Here is a 17,619-nt window from a genome sequence, read left to right as displayed (position 1 = left end):
TTTTACACAATAAAGGCGGCTCTATGGCCGCCTTTATTATTTTCGATGGGTACCTAACATCTAAAGGCCTGACCCTAGGCTGGATCAGAAGATCAGAACTTCCCGTCGTAAGACTCACGTTCAATATGAGCCGCGATCAATGTGAATTTGTCGCCGTCAAATGCTGAACTCAGTGCAGTTTGTAACTCTTTACGGTTTCGAGCATTAATACCAATTCCCCCCATGGCATCAGCCAAGGCTGCGAAATCAGTTCCACCAAAATCAACGGCAAGGTTTTCCCGGCCGCTTCCGCGTTGCTTCAATTCTATCAACGCAAGCGATGCATCCACAAAGACAACAACAACAACTGGGAGCTTCAAATCCCTGAGCGTTGATAACTCACCAAGGATCATCTCGAGTCCTGCATCACCCGTAAAGGCTACGACGGGTAAATCTGGTGACGCGACTTTAGCCCCCATTGCCAAAGGCAAAGCACAGCCCATCGTGCACAAACCACTGGATTGAATAAGCGTATGCGGCTCGCGACAGACCCATTGCTGACTTTGCAAAATTCTATGTGCCCCGGAATCCACAGATGCAAGCCCATGATCAGGCAAAGCCTTACGCACTTCATCAACAATCGCAGATGGCCCCCATTCTTCATCCCTAGGGAATGCAGCGCAGATCTCTTCTTTTGCCTTTGCAAAGTCGCCGTTACGCCAAACAGCTCCAAGCTCTAATCCTTGGTCCAACACCTGTAGCGCAGGCACTAAAGAACCAACAAAAGTACAGCTAGCCCGATGCATACCGTGCAAATTTGGCTCAAGCGTAAACTCCGCGACAAACTGTTTTTCTGGTTGCCAAACATCCTGCCAGCCATGTCGCATCTCGATAGGGTCGTAGCCGATCAGCAAAATACAGTCACTTTTCTCGATCAGCGGCAGAACCGTTTTATCCGCTTTAGGGGAAAGCCCTGCGCCACCGAGAGAAAGCGAGTGATCATCGGGGACAACGCCTTTCGCCTTATAGGTCGCAACGGACGGAATACCATGCTTGAGAAGAAAGTCTTTTACTTCTATCTCACAGCACTCACTTAGGATCTCCAACCCCAAAACAGCCAAAGGTCTTTCTGCCTTGGACAAGCGTTCTCTCAGGTCGGCAAAGTCAGCGCTCTCGGCTGGGGCTGTTGGCAAATACTTTGGTTGCCATAGCTTCGGTGTAGCATCCTGAAGCTTTGCTGCCAAAGAAATCGGCACATCAATATGTACAGGCCCCGGACGACCTGATTGAGCCAAAGACATGGCCTTATCAATGACACGATCAACAGCACCATCAATAAGTGTAAAGCTGCCCTTCACCACGGGTTCTAGCGCCTTGCAATGATCAAAAACCTGATGCGTATAACTGGCCATATCATAGTCATCGACCCTACCTGTCAGAAAGATCAACGGCACTCGATCCTGATGCGCGTTAGCTATGACGTTAAAAGCATTTGCCATGCCCGGCCCCAGCGTCGCAAAAAGAACCCCCGGTGCGCCCGTGCGGTGGTAAGTACCTTCGGCCATAAAGCCCGCACCATTTTCATGCTTGGTCAATACAATCTCGAGCCCGGCCCGATCAAGTGCATGCATCACACTTAGAACCTCACCGCCCGGAATACCGAATGCATGGCGGCATCCTGCATCAAAAAGACGTTGGGCAAGAATATCAGCGCTGGTCAAGCTCATCTCGGCTTCTTTCAAATTAGTCAATTACACACAACACTAGCTACCCACTTCAAAAAGCGAGTTACCTAAAATCAGTTGTTTAGCAGTACCTTATCACCCAGTATTTTAGCACTCGGGACTACGGTCAACAACAGATCGCAGATCTTCCATGGAAGATTTATCAGCGGTACGCGCCAGATAACCATCTCTTGTCTGGGGAAACTTGCGTTTTAGCAAATCAGAAGCGATCACATTTCTGAGAACCTGTGCGGTACCACCGCCAATGGTAAACATACGTGCATCACGAACCATACGCTCAACCGGGTTGCGTCTTGAATAACCCGCAGCTCCATGCATTTGCAGTGCGTTATTGGTCACGGTGACAGCCATCTCAGATGTAAAGAGCTTTGCCTGTGCAGCCTTCATTTTATCGGGGAACCCTTCCCCAGAGACAGCTTCATTGATTAAAGCCCGTGCTGCGCTAATTTGTACGGACATATCGGCAAGCATCCACTGTAACCCCTGAAACTCGCAGATCGGGCGACCAAATTGTTCTCGCTTTTGGATGAATTTTTCTGCCTGTTCATAGGCCCCAACTGCAATCCCAAGTGCCACAGCCGCAGCCCCCACACGTTGCCCGTTATAAGCCGTCATCAAATCACCAAAACCCTTTCGAAGACCAGAAGGAGGCTGTAGCATCATGCCAGATGGAACGTGTAAGTCTTTCAAATGAACTTCGGTTTCTGGAATTCCCCGCAATCCCATTGTTGGTTCACGCCGTCCAATGGATAGCCCTTCAGCACCGGGTTCCCCCCGGACGACAAGAAAACCAGCTATTCCCTGTGGCTCATCATTTTCATAAACCCGTGCAAAGATAAGATGTAATCGTGAAACACCCCCACCAGTAATCCAGTGTTTTATTCCGTTCAAGACATAACCATTCCCGACCTTATCAGCACGGGTTGTCATTTCCGTGGCCGCAGAACCGCTTTCTGGCTCGGTAATACAAATCGCAGGCTTATCACCATCAAGAACTAATTCAGCCGCGAGCTTCTTTTGCTTTTCCGAACCATAGGCCATGATAGCTCCAATAGCCCCCATGTTGGCTTCAACAGCGATGCGTCCGGTAACACCACACACTTTGGCAACTTCTTCGACTAGGACAACAGCTTCCCGATATCCGGCCCCGGCGCCCCCGTAAGCCTTAGGGAGTGTCATGCCCATGAAACCAGCATCCCGCAAAGCAAAACAGTTTTCCCAAGGATACATCTCTGCAGAATCAATTGACGCGGCCCGAGGCGCAAAAACGTCCTGCGCAAGGCTTCTTGCACGCCGTCGGATGTCTTCAATAGTGAACAGGCGAGATTTCTCTGTTTTATCAGAAGCATCTAGTCGATCAAGATCAGCAAGCATTTGGTCTCTCCATCCGGGCTCTCGTGGCAAAAGGCATGGGTTCTTTATTGACGTTATTATCTCGCGCTTGCTTTCTTCAAATCAAACGAATTAAAATAACTTCTTACTTCAATTATTTTGATGTTATTTTATGGGTATTCGCCAACTTCGTACTTTAATAGAGATTGCTGAAACTGGTAGCTTTCAAGCTGCGGCAGAAAAGCTGGGTTTAACCCATTCAGCGATCAGCATGCAGATCAAATCGCTAGAGGATGAACTGCAGACTGAGCTTTTTGACAGGACCCGTCGCCCACCTGACCTAAACCCGACCGGCATTCGGTTACTAGGGAAAGCGCAAGAGATTATCAATCTGTATGATTCTCTATCCGAAGCAGGATCAAAAGCGGGAGATCTATCCGGCCTCTTACGCTTGGGTGCCATTCCCAGCGCAACATCATCCTTCTTGCCAGAGGTTCTTGCTCGGCTTGGTCAGGGACATCCACGTTTAAATGTGCGACTAGAAAGCGGGTTAAGCACAGAGCTAACCCGAGAACTGATACAAGGAAAATTGGATTGTATCATCATCACAGAAGCCCAGCGTCTAGACGAAGCACTGAAGATAACAAAACTCAGGGAAGAACGCCTTGTTGTCATAGCCCAGAAAAATAGTGGAAACGAAAAAATCTCTAGAAAAAAAGATGGTGATATCGCGCTATTAAGCCAGCTCCCCTTTGTACGCTTCAATCACCTGACAGGCGTCGGTCGCGTTATTGAACAAAGCCTTAAAAACAGAGGTGCAAATTTGAGAGAAGCCATGGAACTTGATTCTCTCGAAGCAATCCAACGTATGGTCGCCAAAGGCCTAGGTGCTGCAATTGTGCCCGAAAACAGCCTAGAAGACAGAACAAACCTGCTGGTTCGTCCCTTTGGTAAACCGAGTGCAACACGAACAGTCTCACTTGTTGAAAAACATCGTGGGCAACGCCCGGATCTGACTGGGCTTCTAGCGACCACACTCAATGACGTATTACACAGCTAAATCACACAAAATCGGCACCACACCATTCTAATAAATGGACCTACAGGAACCCCAAATTGGCCCTATGCTACGAAACGTAATCATCAACAAAAAGATTACATCAGGAAAGATAATACAAAGCGCTATTTACGCGTATGGAGCCAAAGAAAATGTCCTTGGATACAACATCCACTGCAACAGACCTGCAGACCAAACCTAGTGTTTGTCCCCTAGACTGCCCGGATACCTGTAGCCTGTCTGTTGTCACAGACGGCAAGCATATCATTCAGGTACGCGGTTCAAATGCCAATCCCTATACCGCCGGTGCCATATGCAAGAAAGTATCAAATTACTACCCTGATTTCATTCATGGCGAGCGCCGCTTAACGCAGCCTCTCTTACGAACAGGCCCCAGAGGGTCATTGAAATATAAAACCATCAGCTGGGAAGAAGCCCTTGATCGTATATATGACGGTTTGACTTCTACCATTGAAAAACATGGGCCTCAATCCGTGCTTCCCTTTAACTACGCTGGCCCTCATGGGCAATTAGCTGGCGGATCAATTGACTTTCGTTTTTTTTATAAATTAGGCGCAACCCAACTCGACAGAGGTCCCCTCTGTGGGGCTGTGCGGGGAACCGCCTACACCAGCCTGTTCGGGAACACCCCCGGTATGGAACCAGAACAGGCCGTTAAATCTGACCTGATTGTTGTGGCGAGCAATAACGTAACGGTTTCAAATCTTCATTTAGCGCGGACAATCAAAACGGCTAAAAAGAATGGTGCAAAATTGATCGTCATTGATCCCAAAAGGGTAAAGATTGCTGATCAAGCTGATCTCTATATTCAGATTAAACCCGGTACAGATATTGTTCTCTTTTTGGCACTGGCTACTGAGTTAGAAAAGCGTTCCGCGCTCGATACAGAATTTATTGACCGTTGGATATATGGCATCGAAGAATACCTGAACGCCGCCCAGAAATACTCTTTGCAAGATGCCGCAAAGATTTGCGAAATCCCCCCGGAACAGATTCAAGAATTCCTGAGCATCTATACCGCTGCAAAAAATGTTTCCATGTCGGTTGGAAATGGAGCAGAACGCGGACATTCCGGTGGATCTTCTATTCGTGCAGCTATGGCACTTCAGGCTATCACTGGTAATATGGGACGGTCCGGAGCTGGTATCATTGCCAAACAAGGCCTCGCGTTCCCTGCGACAACAGCCAAGCTCCGACGCCCGGACCTTATGCCAGAAGGAACAAGAATGCTGAACATCGTCGATGTGGCTAAACACATTCTCGACGATAGTCTCTCCCCACCAATCAAGGCCGTCTTTATCTATAACCATAACCCGGTTTGCACTCACCCGGACCAAAACAGAATGCGCCGCGCGCTCAACCGGGAAGATCTCTTTATCGTTGGCTGCGATGTCGAGATGAACGACAGCATGGCCTATGCAGATGTTATTTTACCCGCCTCAAGTCATTTTGAGTTCCCGGACATCTATGCGGCCTATGGACAAGCCCACTTGCAAAGGGCTGAACCTGTTATTCCGACAGTGGGGAATTCCCTCCCCAATACCGAAATTTTCCGCCGATTGGCCGCCCGGTTTGGATTTAACGATGATCTGTTTAAAGCAGACGATTACCAATTGATGGATGAAGCTTATGATCCATCAGCCCTACAAATGAAGGGCATACGCCCCAGTGAAGTACCTCTTGATCGTTCTTTGCCTATGTTGGCAGAGAATGATCAGGAACTCATCATGTGCCAAACCGTTTTTCCGGCAACAAAGTCTGGTAAAATCGAGCTTTACTCTGAAGATATGGAACAACAGTTCGGGTATGGGCTTCCTCGCTACGAAGAAGTCCCACAGGACCTTCCCTTTGCCTTGATCTCCCCTTCATCAAACAAACGGACAAATGCAACCTTTGGCGGGCACAAAGAATCAATCGGCATAGAGCAACTCGAAATCCATCCGCAAGATGCACTGGCAAAGGGTATTTCAGACAATACAAAAGTGAAAATATGGAATACTTTGGGAGAAGTTATTCTTCTGACCAAGATCACCGAAAAGGTCAAACTCGGTGTTTTCTACTCACCTAAGGGGACTTGGTTAAAATCCAGCGGTTCAAATCAAACAGTTAATGCCTTGATCAATTCCGAGACAAGAACTGATATTATGTCAGGAGCCTGTTACAACGACACATTTGTTGATATTGCTCCGGCTTGAGAATGCTCTATCTTTGAATTTCTACCACGCACAAAAAAGGCCGCTAAAAGCGGCCTTTCACATAACTTGTGGCAAAAATCAGAGACCTTTTTGTCCCATCTCTAGGAACTTGTCCCGACGCTTTTGGCGAAGCTCTGCCCCCCCAAATTGGGATAGCTCTTGCAAATACTTTTCAATACTATCACCTAGTGCAGTCATACAGATCTCTTTTGCCCGGTGCGCCCCACCCATTGGCTCTGCGATGATTTCATCGATCACACCAAGCATTTTCAGGTCTTGAGCCGTCAGTCGAAGAGCTTCTGCAGCTTCTTTTGCTTGATCACCAGAACGCCAAAGAATAGAAGCACAGCCTTCAGGCGAGATCACAGAATAAATTGAATGTTCTAGCATCAAGACAGTGTTGGCTGCGGCTAAGGCAATCGCCCCGCCCGATCCGCCTTCGCCAATAACAGCAGAAACAAGGGGTACTTTGATCGTAAGGCATTTTTCGATACTCCGCGCAATCGCTTCGGATTGACCGCGTTCTTCAGCACCTACACCCGGATAGGCACCTGCCGTATCAACCAAAGTAATGACAGGCAAATCAAAACGCTCTGCCATGTCCATTAAACGCTGTGCTTTACGATAACCTTCGGGACGCGCCATGCCAAAATTGTGCTTCACACGGCTGTGCATGTCAGCACCTTTTTCCTGACCAATCACCACAACGGACTGACCACGGAAACGACCTAAACCACCCAAAATGGCGAAATCTTCTGCAAATGCACGATCCCCGGCCAAGGGTGTATAATCTTCGATTAGCGCCTCGATATAGTCCTTGCAATGCGGACGATCAGGATGGCGCGCGACAAGCGTTTTTTGCCAAGGGCTCAGCTTTGCGTATGTTTGGCGCAACAGCTTATCAGCCTTAGCTTCCAGTTTGGAAACTTCTTCAGCAATGTTTACATCACTGCTGCTGTCAGATAGGTGCCGCAGGCCTTCAATCTTACCAGCAAGCTCAGCAATCGGTTTTTCGAAATCTAGGAAATTTTGCATAAGGCGTTGTCTATCATATCGTGAAAATCAGTCAACAAATATAGTCGTGTATAGTACCTTTCAAGCGCACAATTTCAAGTTCTAGCTTTATTGCCCCTAATCCAATTAGTACAAAATCTTACTACCCGGAAAAATAAAGGCCGCCCCCTTTAAAAGTCGACCTTTGTCCAAAGTCAAATTTTGTTATGAGTACTAACTTGCAGAATTAGCGTCTGCTAGAGCAATTTCTTCTGCTTTTTCAACCATCACACTGGCCTGACGAATAGAGGCGATGTCTATGAGCCGCCCATCCAGAGAAACGGCGCCTTTACCTTCGCGTTGCGCCTGATCCATTGCTTCGAGAATACGATTGGCTTTGTTCACTTCGGCTTCCGATGGGCTGTTAACTTCGTTCGCGATACCAATTTGATTGGGATGGATCGCCCATTTCCCTTCACAGCCCAAAATTGTCGCTCTGTTAGCCTGGGCGCGATACCCTTCTGGATCTGAAAAATCCCCAAAAGGACCATCAATGGCGCGAAGACCGTTCGCACGTGCAGCAACAACCATGCGCGCAAGAGCATAATGCCACATATCTCCCCAATGGAAATCTCTTGGTGTATCACCATCAACATCTGTTAAAACACCATACATTGGGTTCGGACCACCGATACCAGTGGTTCTGGCTTTCGTTGATGCTGCATAGTCCGCGACACCAAAGTGCAAGCTCTCATTTCGCTTCGAAGCAGCCGCTATTTCGTGGATATTCTGCATACCCAAAGCCGTTTCGATAATCATTTCAAAGCCAACAGTTTTTTTACGACGTTTTGCTGTCTCAACCTGAGTACACAACATATCAAGTGCATAAATATCAGACGCGGTTCCCACCTTGGGAATCATGAACAGATCCAGCCTGTCTCCTGCTTGCTCCAGCACATCAATGACATCCCGATACATATAAGGTGTATCCAAGCCATTAACACGGACTGACAACGTTTTACTTCCCCAGTCGATATCATTTATGGCTTCAATAACATTCTTACGCGCCAGTTCCTTATCATCTGGGGCCACCGCATCTTCCAAGTCCAAGAAAATGACATCCGCCTTGGATGCTGCCGCTTTTTCAAACAGTACAGGATTGCTTCCCGGCACCGCGAGTTCGCTACGATTTAAACGTGAAGTGGTTTCTTCTGGAATTGTAAAGCTCATGTTTTACTCCCTGGGTTTCGGTCAGCTTTTTGAAAATAGCTAACTCTTATTGTGCACCGCAACATAAACTGTGACCTGACAAATTAATTCTGTCAACCTTGAGGAAAAATTTGAGGGAAAAGAATTTGTGCGCCTGACCAAGTAAGCGCAAGAACCATGCGGCCCATCAGGGTCGGAAGATATTCCTGAAACTATGATAATTTCATTTAACAAAAGAGATCAAGTTTTTGAGGACAGGGGGTGCTTTTCAAACACAAGCTTCTGCAAACGCTCTTGTAAAACATGCGTATAGATCTGTGTTGTCGAAATATCAGAATGTCCCAGCATTTTCTGAACAGATCTCAAATCAGCGCCGTTTTCCAACAAATGGGTCGCAAAAGCATGCCGCAAAACATGAGGAGAAACCTTCGACGGCATAATCCCACTCTTTATGGCTAGCTCTTTTAAGAGCTGCCCGACACGATGGCGGGTCAAATAGCCACTTTTCCCTCGGGAAGGAAAAACCCATCCTGTATCTTTGGCCTTATCCCGTTCCAGATTGGGTAGAAAGTTATCACGCACAAGAAGGTAACGATCCAGCGCTTCACGAGCTTGGGGACTAAGAGGTACAAGCCGCTCTTTATTTCCTTTACCCATCACGGTCAGAATACGCGGGTCACGCTGTGTTTGGGATACCTTCAAAGATACGAGTTCACTAACCCGCATCCCAGTTGCATATAACAATTCAATTAACGCACAAAGACGTAAGCCTTCATCTGTTCGGTTTTCCTGCGCAGCTTTTAGAAGAGCGCCAGTATCATCAACAGAAAGAAACTTTGGTAAAGACTGTGCCATACGCGGCGTACCAATTTCTGCAACCGGATTGTCTTGCCTTATATCTTCTTCCATAAGAAACAGATAAAACTGCTTCAAAGAAGACAGATGCCGCGCTTGCGTTCGTGCGCTGAGGCCCTCTGCAGTTAAATCAGCCAAATAGGTACGAATATCCGATGCCTCAACGTCGACAAGATCTTTACGAGTGCTCGACAAAAAATCGTCAAACCGTTCCAGATCTCGCTCGTATGCTTCTAAGGTATTTTGACTGGCGCCGCGTTCAGCAGACATCATCTCTAAAAAGATAGAGATTCTGGATGCAGCGGACATCAGGCACCAGCCATCAATTAAATACCACTAAGAACAGTTGCTTCAATTGCCAACGAACGGGCTTCGTCTTGTAAACCAACGGAATACAGCGCTTCCACAACACCACCAAGGGCAAGACTATGTGTATCACCTGGTCCTTCTTCGCCCAAAATGATAAGGCTAAGCAAAACAACCTCGGCCAAACGTCCACCGTTTTGTGCGTCTTTCAGAGCATAAAGCAGGGCTGCTGATGGAGCCAAACCAGGTGACGCAATTTCTAACGAAGCAAGCTCGCCCCAACTCAGGCGCGTGTTTTCACCCAGTGCCTGCATACATGAACGTAACATCACCAATTGTTGGTTCAGAACTTCGGGGCCAATGCCACTCTGTGCAGAAGCCCATCCCTTTAGAGTACCGTATCTTTCGCCGCCTTCCATACCGGAAAGACGTGCATAGGGCCAAAGGGCCGTCAGATTTGCAGCTGCGGTCTCTTCGCTCAACATATATTGACGCGCCAAAAGCAACCAAGCATCAGCCCGTTCACGCTGTCCCGCCAGATAGAGTGTTCGTCCGGCTGGCAAAGCAAACCAGGTCAAATCAGAAGAATGCGGAATTTCAGAGACGAGGTCTGCGATGACTCGTGACATCAGGAAACTGGTTCCATCTTTGCCGGCCTGATCCAGTGCTGCTTTGACAATCTCGGCTCTTGCCGCAGGAACGGCCTGTAGCTGGGAAGCTTGTAAGAACAAGGCGCGCAAAGCTGGCCCTTCGCGATTTATTTGACCACCGACAACAGCATCAATTTCTTCTGGTTCAAAGGCATAGCCACTATACAGATTAACAAGTTCATCAGATGACAAAACACCACTAGTCACAGCAGCTTCCGCAGCATAAACCCGTCGTTCCAGCGGATAGCCTTCGTCATGGATCAAAGCGTTCCGGACACCTGGGTTGAGAAAATTGTCCAATTCCTCAGAAAGTTGTGAGCCTGAAAGTGTCGCCAACGCCCAGTGAATAGGCTCAACTCGTCCAGCACTTTTCCCGGAAAACTTGATATTTGCACCAGATGCAGCAAGGGCAAGTTCTTCAAAAAGAGGATCCGATTCCTCGCCCGTCTCTCTTAGAAGGTCCAGACTCAATAGAGCCTGATCAACTTGTTTTTGCAGGAAGTGGCAATAAACCATGCCACGTATCCAGTAACTGTCCTTACCAGTCGCGGACATGCCCTGAATCACCTGACAAGCATCTCCGTTTTTCCCCGTCATCAACAAGCTATCGCTTCTATACCGGGCCTGTTGCTCGTTATCGGAACGTGTTGGGATTCGCTGGAACAGATTATCAAGGTCAATATAGGCACCCAGTTCTGCGAGCTTTTCCAAACGGAGAGACAAAAGGCTTTGTTCACTCTGCAAGGGCTTATCATCCAATGGCCGTCCGGCACTTGATAGTAAAAGCCGCTTAGCAAGATCGTTTCCAACAGCAGAACTGTAGCTGACAGGCATTTGCTTAATCAGGGAAAAAACATCCTGTAAGGAGCTTTGTCGCCACATATCATAGCCAAGACCGCCTTGCTCTGGACTAAGAGTTCCGATGCTATCTAAATCCAGACCACCAAGGCTATTAACCTGTATTCCACCAGAACTAATCGGTGTGCTCTCTACAACAGGCGAAACAGGAGCCTTGATCAAAGGTTCTCCCGTTACCGATGGGTTGGGTGTCGGTTGCTGCGGAATTAATTGCGTCTGGGCATACGCTGATGCCCCTACCCCGATAGACAGTGCCGCGACGGAAAGCCTCAACGCCGTTCCCGCAAGGGCCGATTTAGACAACTTAAATGGCATTTTAGTTTGTGAGGCGATCATTTGGAATGACCTTTTCCACGTTTGCAGAAGGCGCGGGAATATCCCACGTCAAAAGGAAAACTCCTCCTGCGAGTAAAGCACCGATCAGGATAACAAAGACAAAAAGGCCGAATTTCTTCATGGAGCGTAAGCTTCACTCTATCTGTTTGCGTCAATAAATTATTCATACCACCATATATCTATCAGCAGAGTATGGCGAGATTGGGACAGTCTAAAACCCGGTTTTGCTTCTGTAAACAACCTGTTGAGATACGAGGGCCTTTTATTTGGACCTTAGCTAACAGACAGACCCTCTGTATGCCCATCTACTGTCAAAATCTGCCCGGATATTTTGTTCCCCTTTGTTGAAGATGCAAAGAGTATCATATTTGCGATATCTTCGGGGGATACAAAAGTTCTCATCGACGTCTGTTTTTCGAACTGTTCGCGGACAACATCCGCAGAAACATCTTGGGTTTGTTCAGACGCTTCAATCACCCGATCCATTCGTAGCCCGGATACAGAACCAGGTGCTACGGCATTAACCCGTATACCAAAGGGCCCAAGTTCCATCGCCATCGTTTTGGTAATCCCAACTACAGCCCACTTCGCAGCTGCATAAGGTGCCCGATAAGGAAAACCAAATAATCCTCCCGTAGAAGATAAATTAAATATTGCCCCACTTTTTTGCTTTTTCATCACAGGGATGGCCTCTCGGGAAAAGAGAAATTGCGAATCAATATTCACAGAAATACATTTTTGCCACGCACCATAATCCAGATTTTCAAGTTGGCCTGTTTGGCCGGCTGTGCCAGCATTATTCACCAACACATCCAAGCCATTGAAATTAACCTTTAGATCATCAAACAAACTTTTAACGCCTTGCTCATCCGTAACATCAAGAAGGCTTTTTGTTAACGTTCCTATTTTCTCGGAACGTCCCTCAAAACAAAAGCTATCTAAGGCCCCTTGATCAATATCACAGATATGAACATCAGCCCCTTCACACAAGAAAGCTTCTGCCATAGCTCGGCCAAGTCCAGCACCCCCAGCAGTAATCAACACACGATACCCATGAAGATTCAGGTCCATCTCTCAAGTCCCTCTACACTCTATTTTAATAGATAATCCTAGAGGCCCAGAAAGAAATCACCATACATATTGGCTGAATTTAAATACCAAATGCGTCAGAATAAGACACATGACTTTCAATTTGATGTGAGAGTTTAGCCCCCGCCCTCCCCCATTGATTCAACCACAAACTGAGCCATTGCCCGCGCCGAACAAGCACGGCTTGAATACGCAGCCACATAAGTACTTAGATCGGGATGAGATCTTAGCTCGTAATCGCTTCTGAGTGCACAAACCACCATCTTTCCCTTAGTTATATGGATCAGCTGGTTCAAACGTTCTTTTTGAAAATCAACATCGTAATCCATACCGGGAAGAGGGTAATCCTCGCTTACAGCAAGGATAATATCCCCCTCATCAAAGTGTTCTTTACCAGTAAGATAATCCTGAAGGTCCGGTTCTGATAAAAACTCAATATCGGCAGAAGAGTCTTTGAGTTCTTCGCAAAGGACATCAAAAGCCGCCTGAGGGTCATTCGGCCCAATACCCCGTGTGTTAATGACCATTTGATGGGCCTCGGCTCCACTAAGGCCAATCAGCTTCACCTTCCCCTTAAGCGGCAGTAAATCGTCCCGATCACGCACAACGCGAATGGCTTTATCTGCCGCACGGTCCGCTACGTCTTGATGACGCTCTGTTAAGACATCATCAGAATCCTTGTTGCGAAGATTTTCATTCCTAGCGAGTTGAAGCCTCAAGTTAAATATTCTTTCCAGAGCATTTTCAACGACATCAAGAGCCAAATCCCCTTTGTTAACAGCCTGTATCACGCCATCAATGGTCGCCATTTGTTTGGCAACATAGTTAGATGCATCGTGCTCGTAGTGCTCTTCAGACAGCATGACAATATCGCACCCCGCTTTCAGGGCCAGAATTGCGGATTCAGCCGGGTCATAATTTTTCCGCATCCCCCACATATTCATACTGTCGGTTACAATCACGCCCTCAAACCCCATTCTTTCCCGCAACAAATCGTGCATAATTTTTCGGGAAAGGGTTGCAGGATAATCAGGATCAATCTGCGGAAAATTAATGTGGGACGTCATGATCATAGGCAACCCGGCATCAATACCAACCTGGAAAGGAACAAGGTCTTGATCTAACAAATATGCCATACTTCTATCGACCGTTGGTAACAAACGATGACTGTCTTCGCCCGTATCCCCATGGCCAGGGAAATGTTTCCCACAACAAACAATATGGTTGCTCAAAGCCCCTTCAACAGCGGCTTTCACATGTCGGGAAACCTTATCTCTATCCTCCCCGAACGAACGGGTTCCAATAATCGGGTTATCAGGATTACTATTGATATCAGAACAAGGGGACAAAATAACGTTATAACCACACGCCATCATTTCTTGTGCGTATATGCCGTACATATCGTGTGTTAAGGACGTATCATCCGCAGATCCCAAAGCAAGATTTCCCGGCCCTGTTGTGGTCTCTGAAACAGCAACACCCCATGCTCCCTCTTGGTCCACTCCAAGAATCAGGGGTAAATCAAGTTCTGTAGAACATACAGCTTCTTGAAGGGTTTTCGTCAGATTTTTTGCTTCTAATATAGTCTCGGCATTATCTTGAGAAATATAGAACCCGGATACAAAACGTTGCTGAATAAGCTCTTTTGCATAGGACAAATCTTTGCCACCGAAAGCCAACATAAAAAGCTGACCGACCTTTTGTTCCAACGTAAGCTTCGCTATTAACCCACGCGCTTCCGCACGTGCATTTTCCAGTACACCCATTGTTCTTTTACCTTCTATTTTGGTAATTAGACGACGCCAATTACCTTGCGTGATTTTGCTTTAAAGGTTCATTCACCACACAGCTTTGACCAAAACTGGATTAAGCCGCACGCTTAGCCCCGGTGATAAGCCCGACGAGATCATCTGGCGTTATATCGTCGATCCTAACATTTGCAGCGGCACGACCATGACGCAAAACAACCGCACGGTGGCAAACTTCCATGACATGCTGAATGTTATGACTAATCAACAACACAGCAATTCCCTGAGAACTAATCAGCTTAATCAGATTATTCACCTGCGCCGCCTGCTCGACCCCCAGTGCAGCGGTGGGTTCATCCATAATAACAATATCGGCCCCCCAATTCACGGCTCGGGCAATGGACACAGCCTGTCGCTGTCCACCAGATAGGTTTTTGATTTCTTCACTGAAAGACGGAATACGAGAATTAAGACGCTTCAGGGCAATTTCACTTTGCCTGTTCATTTCCTTATGATCCAACCATCCAAAAAACTTCAGAACAGGATTGGATGAAAGAATTTCACGGTTTAAAAACAAATTCTTTGAAACATCAAAATTTGGAATAACAGCCAAGTCCTGAAATACGGTCTCAATCCCTTGATCTCTAGCATCTTGTGGGGATTTTATATCAACTTCTTGACCGTTTATAATAATCTCTCCGCTATCTTGGGGGTGCACCCCGGATATGCAGCGAACCAATGTCGATTTACCTGCGCCGTTATCCCCCAAAAGACCAACTACTTCACCTTTCAAGATCGAAAAGCTCACCCCTTTCAAGGCTTGCACACCGCCAAAGGATTTATGAATTTCTCTAACTTCCAGCGCAATATCCGGCACATGATATTCAGCAGTCATTTTCTGTCCTCCTTCACACCAATAGCAACGGCAACGATCAGAATAAGCCCTCTGGCAATAATCTGTTCGTTTGTAGAGAAGCCCCACAAAATAAGACCGTTATTAATTACGCCCATGAGCCAAGAACCAACCACAGCACCTGCGACAGATGCACGCCCGCCAAAAAGACTTGTACCGCCAATTGCTACCGCCGCAATAACAGTAAGGAGATCGGCTTCTCCAAGGCTATACCTAGCCCCATGCAATCGCCCGGCATAAAGCATTCCCGCCATTGCCGCCGCTCCACCTGCAATGACCATTGCTGTAATTTTCACCTTAACAACATTAATGCCCAAAGCACGTGATGCCGTTGGATTTCCGCCGACTGCCAACAGATGGCTGCCAAACCTAGTTTTCGACAGAAAAACCCATCCCAGCACAAGCGCCAATAGTGTCCAAATGAACATGACAGATATCGGCCCCAAACTTCCCGAGCCAAAAACAAATGTGAAGGTATCATTGGTAACCGGGATTGATTCCAGATTGGTAATCACACGAGCAACACCCGAAATTACCCCCATTGAACCAAGCGTGATTAATAAGGACGAAACTTTAAGCCATTCCGTTAGAACGCCGTTAATCAAGCCCACCAGCATTCCGGCACACAAGCCTGCAAAAACAGCAAATGGCCATGGCACCACATCAACCAACAAACTACAGACAAGGGCTGAGAGAGCGACAACCGACCCGACCGAAAGATCAATATGCCCAACGGCCAGCGCGAATGTCATCCCCACAGCCATAACAGTAATGGGTGTCGTCTGCCGTATGATGTTCATAAAATTTGGTGTGGATAAAAAGGCTGTGTCAGCAAGAACGACAGCAAAAAAAACAATCACAAGTATCAGTGCGTAATAAACAAAATATTCGCGATTAAGGATTCTATGAAACACCGTAGATCGGGTTTCAGACAGTAAAGTCATGTCAGCACCTTGGTCAATTCCGTAAGTTCTCTTTGTGCTCACCGAAAAAAAAGCAAAAGCTTAGCAAATCGAAAACAAAAAAGAGAGGAATGGGCAATGTTTCCATCCCCCATTCCCCAGAGGATAAGTCAGAATAAATGATCGTAAAGCAGGAGTATAACGACCTTACTACTTAAGAGCTTCACTCAGTTTTTCCGGGATAGGCCGACGTAAAGATTTTTCCCACGTAATCGCCAGGTTTTCTTTCGTCACCTTATCATACCCAACGACAGAAAAGGCAGGTGATTCTTTATCTAAAAGCCCATAAACACCAAGCATTGCCATGGCTTGACCAATCTCAAAGGGTCTGTCAGCAACCGTGCCATACATATTCCCCTTCTTTATCATATCTAGCGCATTATTTTGCCCCAGATCGTGTGTAATTACTTTTACGTCACGACGACCTTGTGCGCGCAAAGCTTCAATAACGCCCTCGGCAGCGACATCCCAAGCAACATAAATCCCCTTCAGGTCCGGGTTCTGAAGAATCATCGCTGAAGCCAGCTCAAAGGTCTGTCCTTCTTCAGTAAATCCCTTTTCAGAGACAATTTTTATGTCGTTGTGCTTTTCCTGAATAGCTGTTCGAAAGGCATTATCACGATTATTCGTTATAAAGTAGCTAGCATCATGATAAATAAAACCAATATTTCCTTCACCGCCTATCCCATCGCTCATCATTTCAGCTGCGGCAACACCCATACCGTACATGTCATCTGTTACAATACCTGTATACTCACTATTTGGTTTGTAACCTGCTATAGGGTTTGAAAGCAAAACAAGCTCTGTCCCTTTATCAACAGCGGGTTTGAAGGCGGCCCCACCACTCACCGGGTCGACAACCAGTGTCAGAATGATATCAGGGTTCAAAGCCATTACATTCTCAACATCGCTTGCTTGCCTAGCGGAATCAAATTGCGCATCTGTTGTTGCAACAACTTCAATGCCCAGCTCTTCAAACTTTGTCTTAGCACCTTTTGTTACCGCATTCACCCAATCACCAGAAGCATGCCAAACAAGAGCTGCTTTATATTTTTTTCCTTTAACCGCTGCGGCTTCACTTGAACTAATCGAAATCTCATCCACTGATTGAGCTGCATTTCCATTCGGCCCTTCGGGTGATTTATTTAAATCAATCGTTTCAAGCGGGCCCGCTTGAACTGCAGAAGCAGCCATTGCAAATCCAGCAGCAATCGCAGTTGTCATTGTTAATTTCTTAAATTTATTGACACCAAGCACGTTAAGACTCCCATTTGTTTTTTTATTTTGTTTGTTTAATCGTAAGTAAAAATATTTATTTGTCAATTATTTTGACATATCTAATTTTTACCATTTATTTCATTATGTTAATTA

The 17,619-nt window shown here is 46.7% G+C and carries 14 protein-coding genes; 2 read left to right on the top strand and 12 right to left on the bottom strand.

Features of this window, described 5'->3' with window-relative positions; all coding sequences use genetic code 11:
* Positions 1 to 92: 92 nt before the first annotated feature.
* Positions 93 to 1,706, bottom strand: coding sequence for a thiamine pyrophosphate-binding protein (locus ACN0QW_RS17005; RefSeq protein WP_417433108.1), 1,614 nt, complete (start codon positions 1,704 to 1,706; stop codon positions 93 to 95).
* Between the two features lie 105 nt (positions 1,707 to 1,811).
* On the bottom strand, positions 1,812 to 3,098 hold the full coding sequence (gene acdA, locus ACN0QW_RS17000) for a 3-sulfinopropanoyl-CoA desulfinase (RefSeq protein ID WP_417433106.1): 1,287 nt from the start codon (positions 3,096 to 3,098) through the stop codon (positions 1,812 to 1,814).
* Positions 3,099 to 3,228: 130 nt separating this feature from the next.
* Here acdA and ACN0QW_RS16995 point away from each other — a divergent pair, with 130 nt between their 5' ends.
* Positions 3,229 to 4,116: a LysR family transcriptional regulator gene (locus ACN0QW_RS16995; protein ID WP_417433104.1), complete on the top strand. Its 888-nt coding sequence runs from the start codon at positions 3,229 to 3,231 to the stop codon at positions 4,114 to 4,116.
* 149 nt (positions 4,117 to 4,265) lie between these two features.
* A complete protein-coding gene (locus ACN0QW_RS16990; protein ID WP_417433102.1) occupies positions 4,266 to 6,329 on the top strand; it encodes a molybdopterin-dependent oxidoreductase in 2,064 nt (687 codons plus the stop codon).
* A gap of 78 nt (positions 6,330 to 6,407) precedes the next feature.
* Here ACN0QW_RS16990 and ACN0QW_RS16985 read toward each other — a convergent pair whose 3' ends face one another.
* The 10 genes from ACN0QW_RS16985 to ACN0QW_RS16940 form a co-directional block, all read right to left on the bottom strand.
* Positions 6,408 to 7,364 carry an acetyl-CoA carboxylase carboxyltransferase subunit alpha gene (locus ACN0QW_RS16985; RefSeq protein WP_417433100.1) on the bottom strand — a complete coding sequence of 319 codons (957 nt, stop codon included), beginning with the start codon at positions 7,362 to 7,364 and terminating at the stop codon, positions 6,408 to 6,410.
* Between the two features lie 192 nt (positions 7,365 to 7,556).
* Entirely contained in the window at positions 7,557 to 8,552 is a 996-nt protein-coding gene (locus ACN0QW_RS16980; protein ID WP_417433098.1) for an HpcH/HpaI aldolase/citrate lyase family protein, read from the bottom strand.
* Between the two features lie 219 nt (positions 8,553 to 8,771).
* The gene (gene xerD, locus ACN0QW_RS16975) at positions 8,772 to 9,695 is read right to left on the bottom strand and encodes a site-specific tyrosine recombinase XerD (protein WP_417433096.1); all 924 of its coding nucleotides are present in this window, start codon (positions 9,693 to 9,695) and stop codon (positions 8,772 to 8,774) included.
* A gap of 17 nt (positions 9,696 to 9,712) precedes the next feature.
* Entirely contained in the window at positions 9,713 to 11,536 is a 1,824-nt protein-coding gene (locus ACN0QW_RS16970; protein WP_417433094.1) for a hypothetical protein, read from the bottom strand.
* Entirely contained in the window at positions 11,517 to 11,657 is a 141-nt protein-coding gene (locus tag ACN0QW_RS16965) for a hypothetical protein (protein ID WP_299380935.1), read from the bottom strand. The genes ACN0QW_RS16970 and ACN0QW_RS16965 overlap by 20 nt, the downstream gene beginning before the upstream one ends.
* A 152-nt stretch (positions 11,658 to 11,809) precedes the next feature.
* Positions 11,810 to 12,607 carry an SDR family oxidoreductase gene (locus ACN0QW_RS16960; protein ID WP_417433092.1) on the bottom strand — a complete coding sequence of 266 codons (798 nt, stop codon included), beginning with the start codon at positions 12,605 to 12,607 and terminating at the stop codon, positions 11,810 to 11,812.
* A 134-nt stretch (positions 12,608 to 12,741) separates the two neighbouring features.
* Positions 12,742 to 14,391 (bottom strand): glycoside hydrolase family 3 protein, encoded by a 1,650-nt coding sequence (locus ACN0QW_RS16955; RefSeq protein ID WP_417433090.1) that lies wholly within the window; start codon positions 14,389 to 14,391, stop codon positions 12,742 to 12,744.
* Between the two features lie 100 nt (positions 14,392 to 14,491).
* Positions 14,492 to 15,268, bottom strand: a complete 777-nt coding sequence (locus tag ACN0QW_RS16950) for an ATP-binding cassette domain-containing protein (protein ID WP_417433088.1) — start codon at positions 15,266 to 15,268, stop codon at positions 14,492 to 14,494.
* A complete protein-coding gene (locus ACN0QW_RS16945; protein ID WP_417433086.1) occupies positions 15,265 to 16,230 on the bottom strand; it encodes an ABC transporter permease in 966 nt (321 codons plus the stop codon). The genes ACN0QW_RS16950 and ACN0QW_RS16945 overlap by 4 nt, the downstream gene beginning before the upstream one ends.
* A 168-nt stretch (positions 16,231 to 16,398) precedes the next feature.
* Positions 16,399 to 17,472 carry a substrate-binding domain-containing protein gene (locus ACN0QW_RS16940; protein WP_417433084.1) on the bottom strand — a complete coding sequence of 358 codons (1,074 nt, stop codon included), beginning with the start codon at positions 17,470 to 17,472 and terminating at the stop codon, positions 16,399 to 16,401.
* Between the last annotated feature and the right edge of the window lie 147 nt (positions 17,473 to 17,619).

The organism is Kiloniella sp., assembly GCF_048259265.1.
Taxonomy (GTDB): domain Bacteria; phylum Pseudomonadota; class Alphaproteobacteria; order Kiloniellales; family Kiloniellaceae; genus Kiloniella.
Note: the sequence above shows the minus strand (reverse complement) of the source record. Positions and strands in the feature narration are given on the sequence as shown.

Bases quoted from the DNA above. Each gene is read 5' to 3' on its own strand.
- ACN0QW_RS16945 (WP_417433086.1), bottom strand. From the start codon at position 16,230: ATGACTTTACTGTCTGAAACCCGATCTACGGTGTTTCATAGAATCCTT.
- acdA (WP_417433106.1), bottom strand. From the start codon at position 3,098: ATGCTTGCTGATCTTGATCGACTAGATGCTTCTGATAAAACAGAGAAA.
- ACN0QW_RS17005 (WP_417433108.1), bottom strand. From the start codon at position 1,706: ATGAGCTTGACCAGCGCTGATATTCTTGCCCAACGTCTTTTTGATGCA.
- ACN0QW_RS16950 (WP_417433088.1), bottom strand. From the start codon at position 15,268: ATGACTGCTGAATATCATGTGCCGGATATTGCGCTGGAAGTTAGAGAA.
- ACN0QW_RS16965 (WP_299380935.1), bottom strand. From the start codon at position 11,657: ATGAAGAAATTCGGCCTTTTTGTCTTTGTTATCCTGATCGGTGCTTTA.
- ACN0QW_RS16980 (WP_417433098.1), bottom strand. From the start codon at position 8,552: ATGAGCTTTACAATTCCAGAAGAAACCACTTCACGTTTAAATCGTAGC.
- xerD (WP_417433096.1), bottom strand. From the start codon at position 9,695: ATGTCCGCTGCATCCAGAATCTCTATCTTTTTAGAGATGATGTCTGCT.
- ACN0QW_RS16985 (WP_417433100.1), bottom strand. From the start codon at position 7,364: ATGCAAAATTTCCTAGATTTCGAAAAACCGATTGCTGAGCTTGCTGGT.
- ACN0QW_RS16960 (WP_417433092.1), bottom strand. From the start codon at position 12,607: ATGGACCTGAATCTTCATGGGTATCGTGTGTTGATTACTGCTGGGGGT.
- ACN0QW_RS16990 (WP_417433102.1), top strand. From the start codon at position 4,266: ATGTCCTTGGATACAACATCCACTGCAACAGACCTGCAGACCAAACCT.
- ACN0QW_RS16970 (WP_417433094.1), bottom strand. From the start codon at position 11,536: ATGATCGCCTCACAAACTAAAATGCCATTTAAGTTGTCTAAATCGGCC.
- ACN0QW_RS16995 (WP_417433104.1), top strand. From the start codon at position 3,229: ATGGGTATTCGCCAACTTCGTACTTTAATAGAGATTGCTGAAACTGGT.
- ACN0QW_RS16940 (WP_417433084.1), bottom strand. From the start codon at position 17,472: ATGACAACTGCGATTGCTGCTGGATTTGCAATGGCTGCTTCTGCAGTT.
- ACN0QW_RS16955 (WP_417433090.1), bottom strand. From the start codon at position 14,391: ATGGGTGTACTGGAAAATGCACGTGCGGAAGCGCGTGGGTTAATAGCG.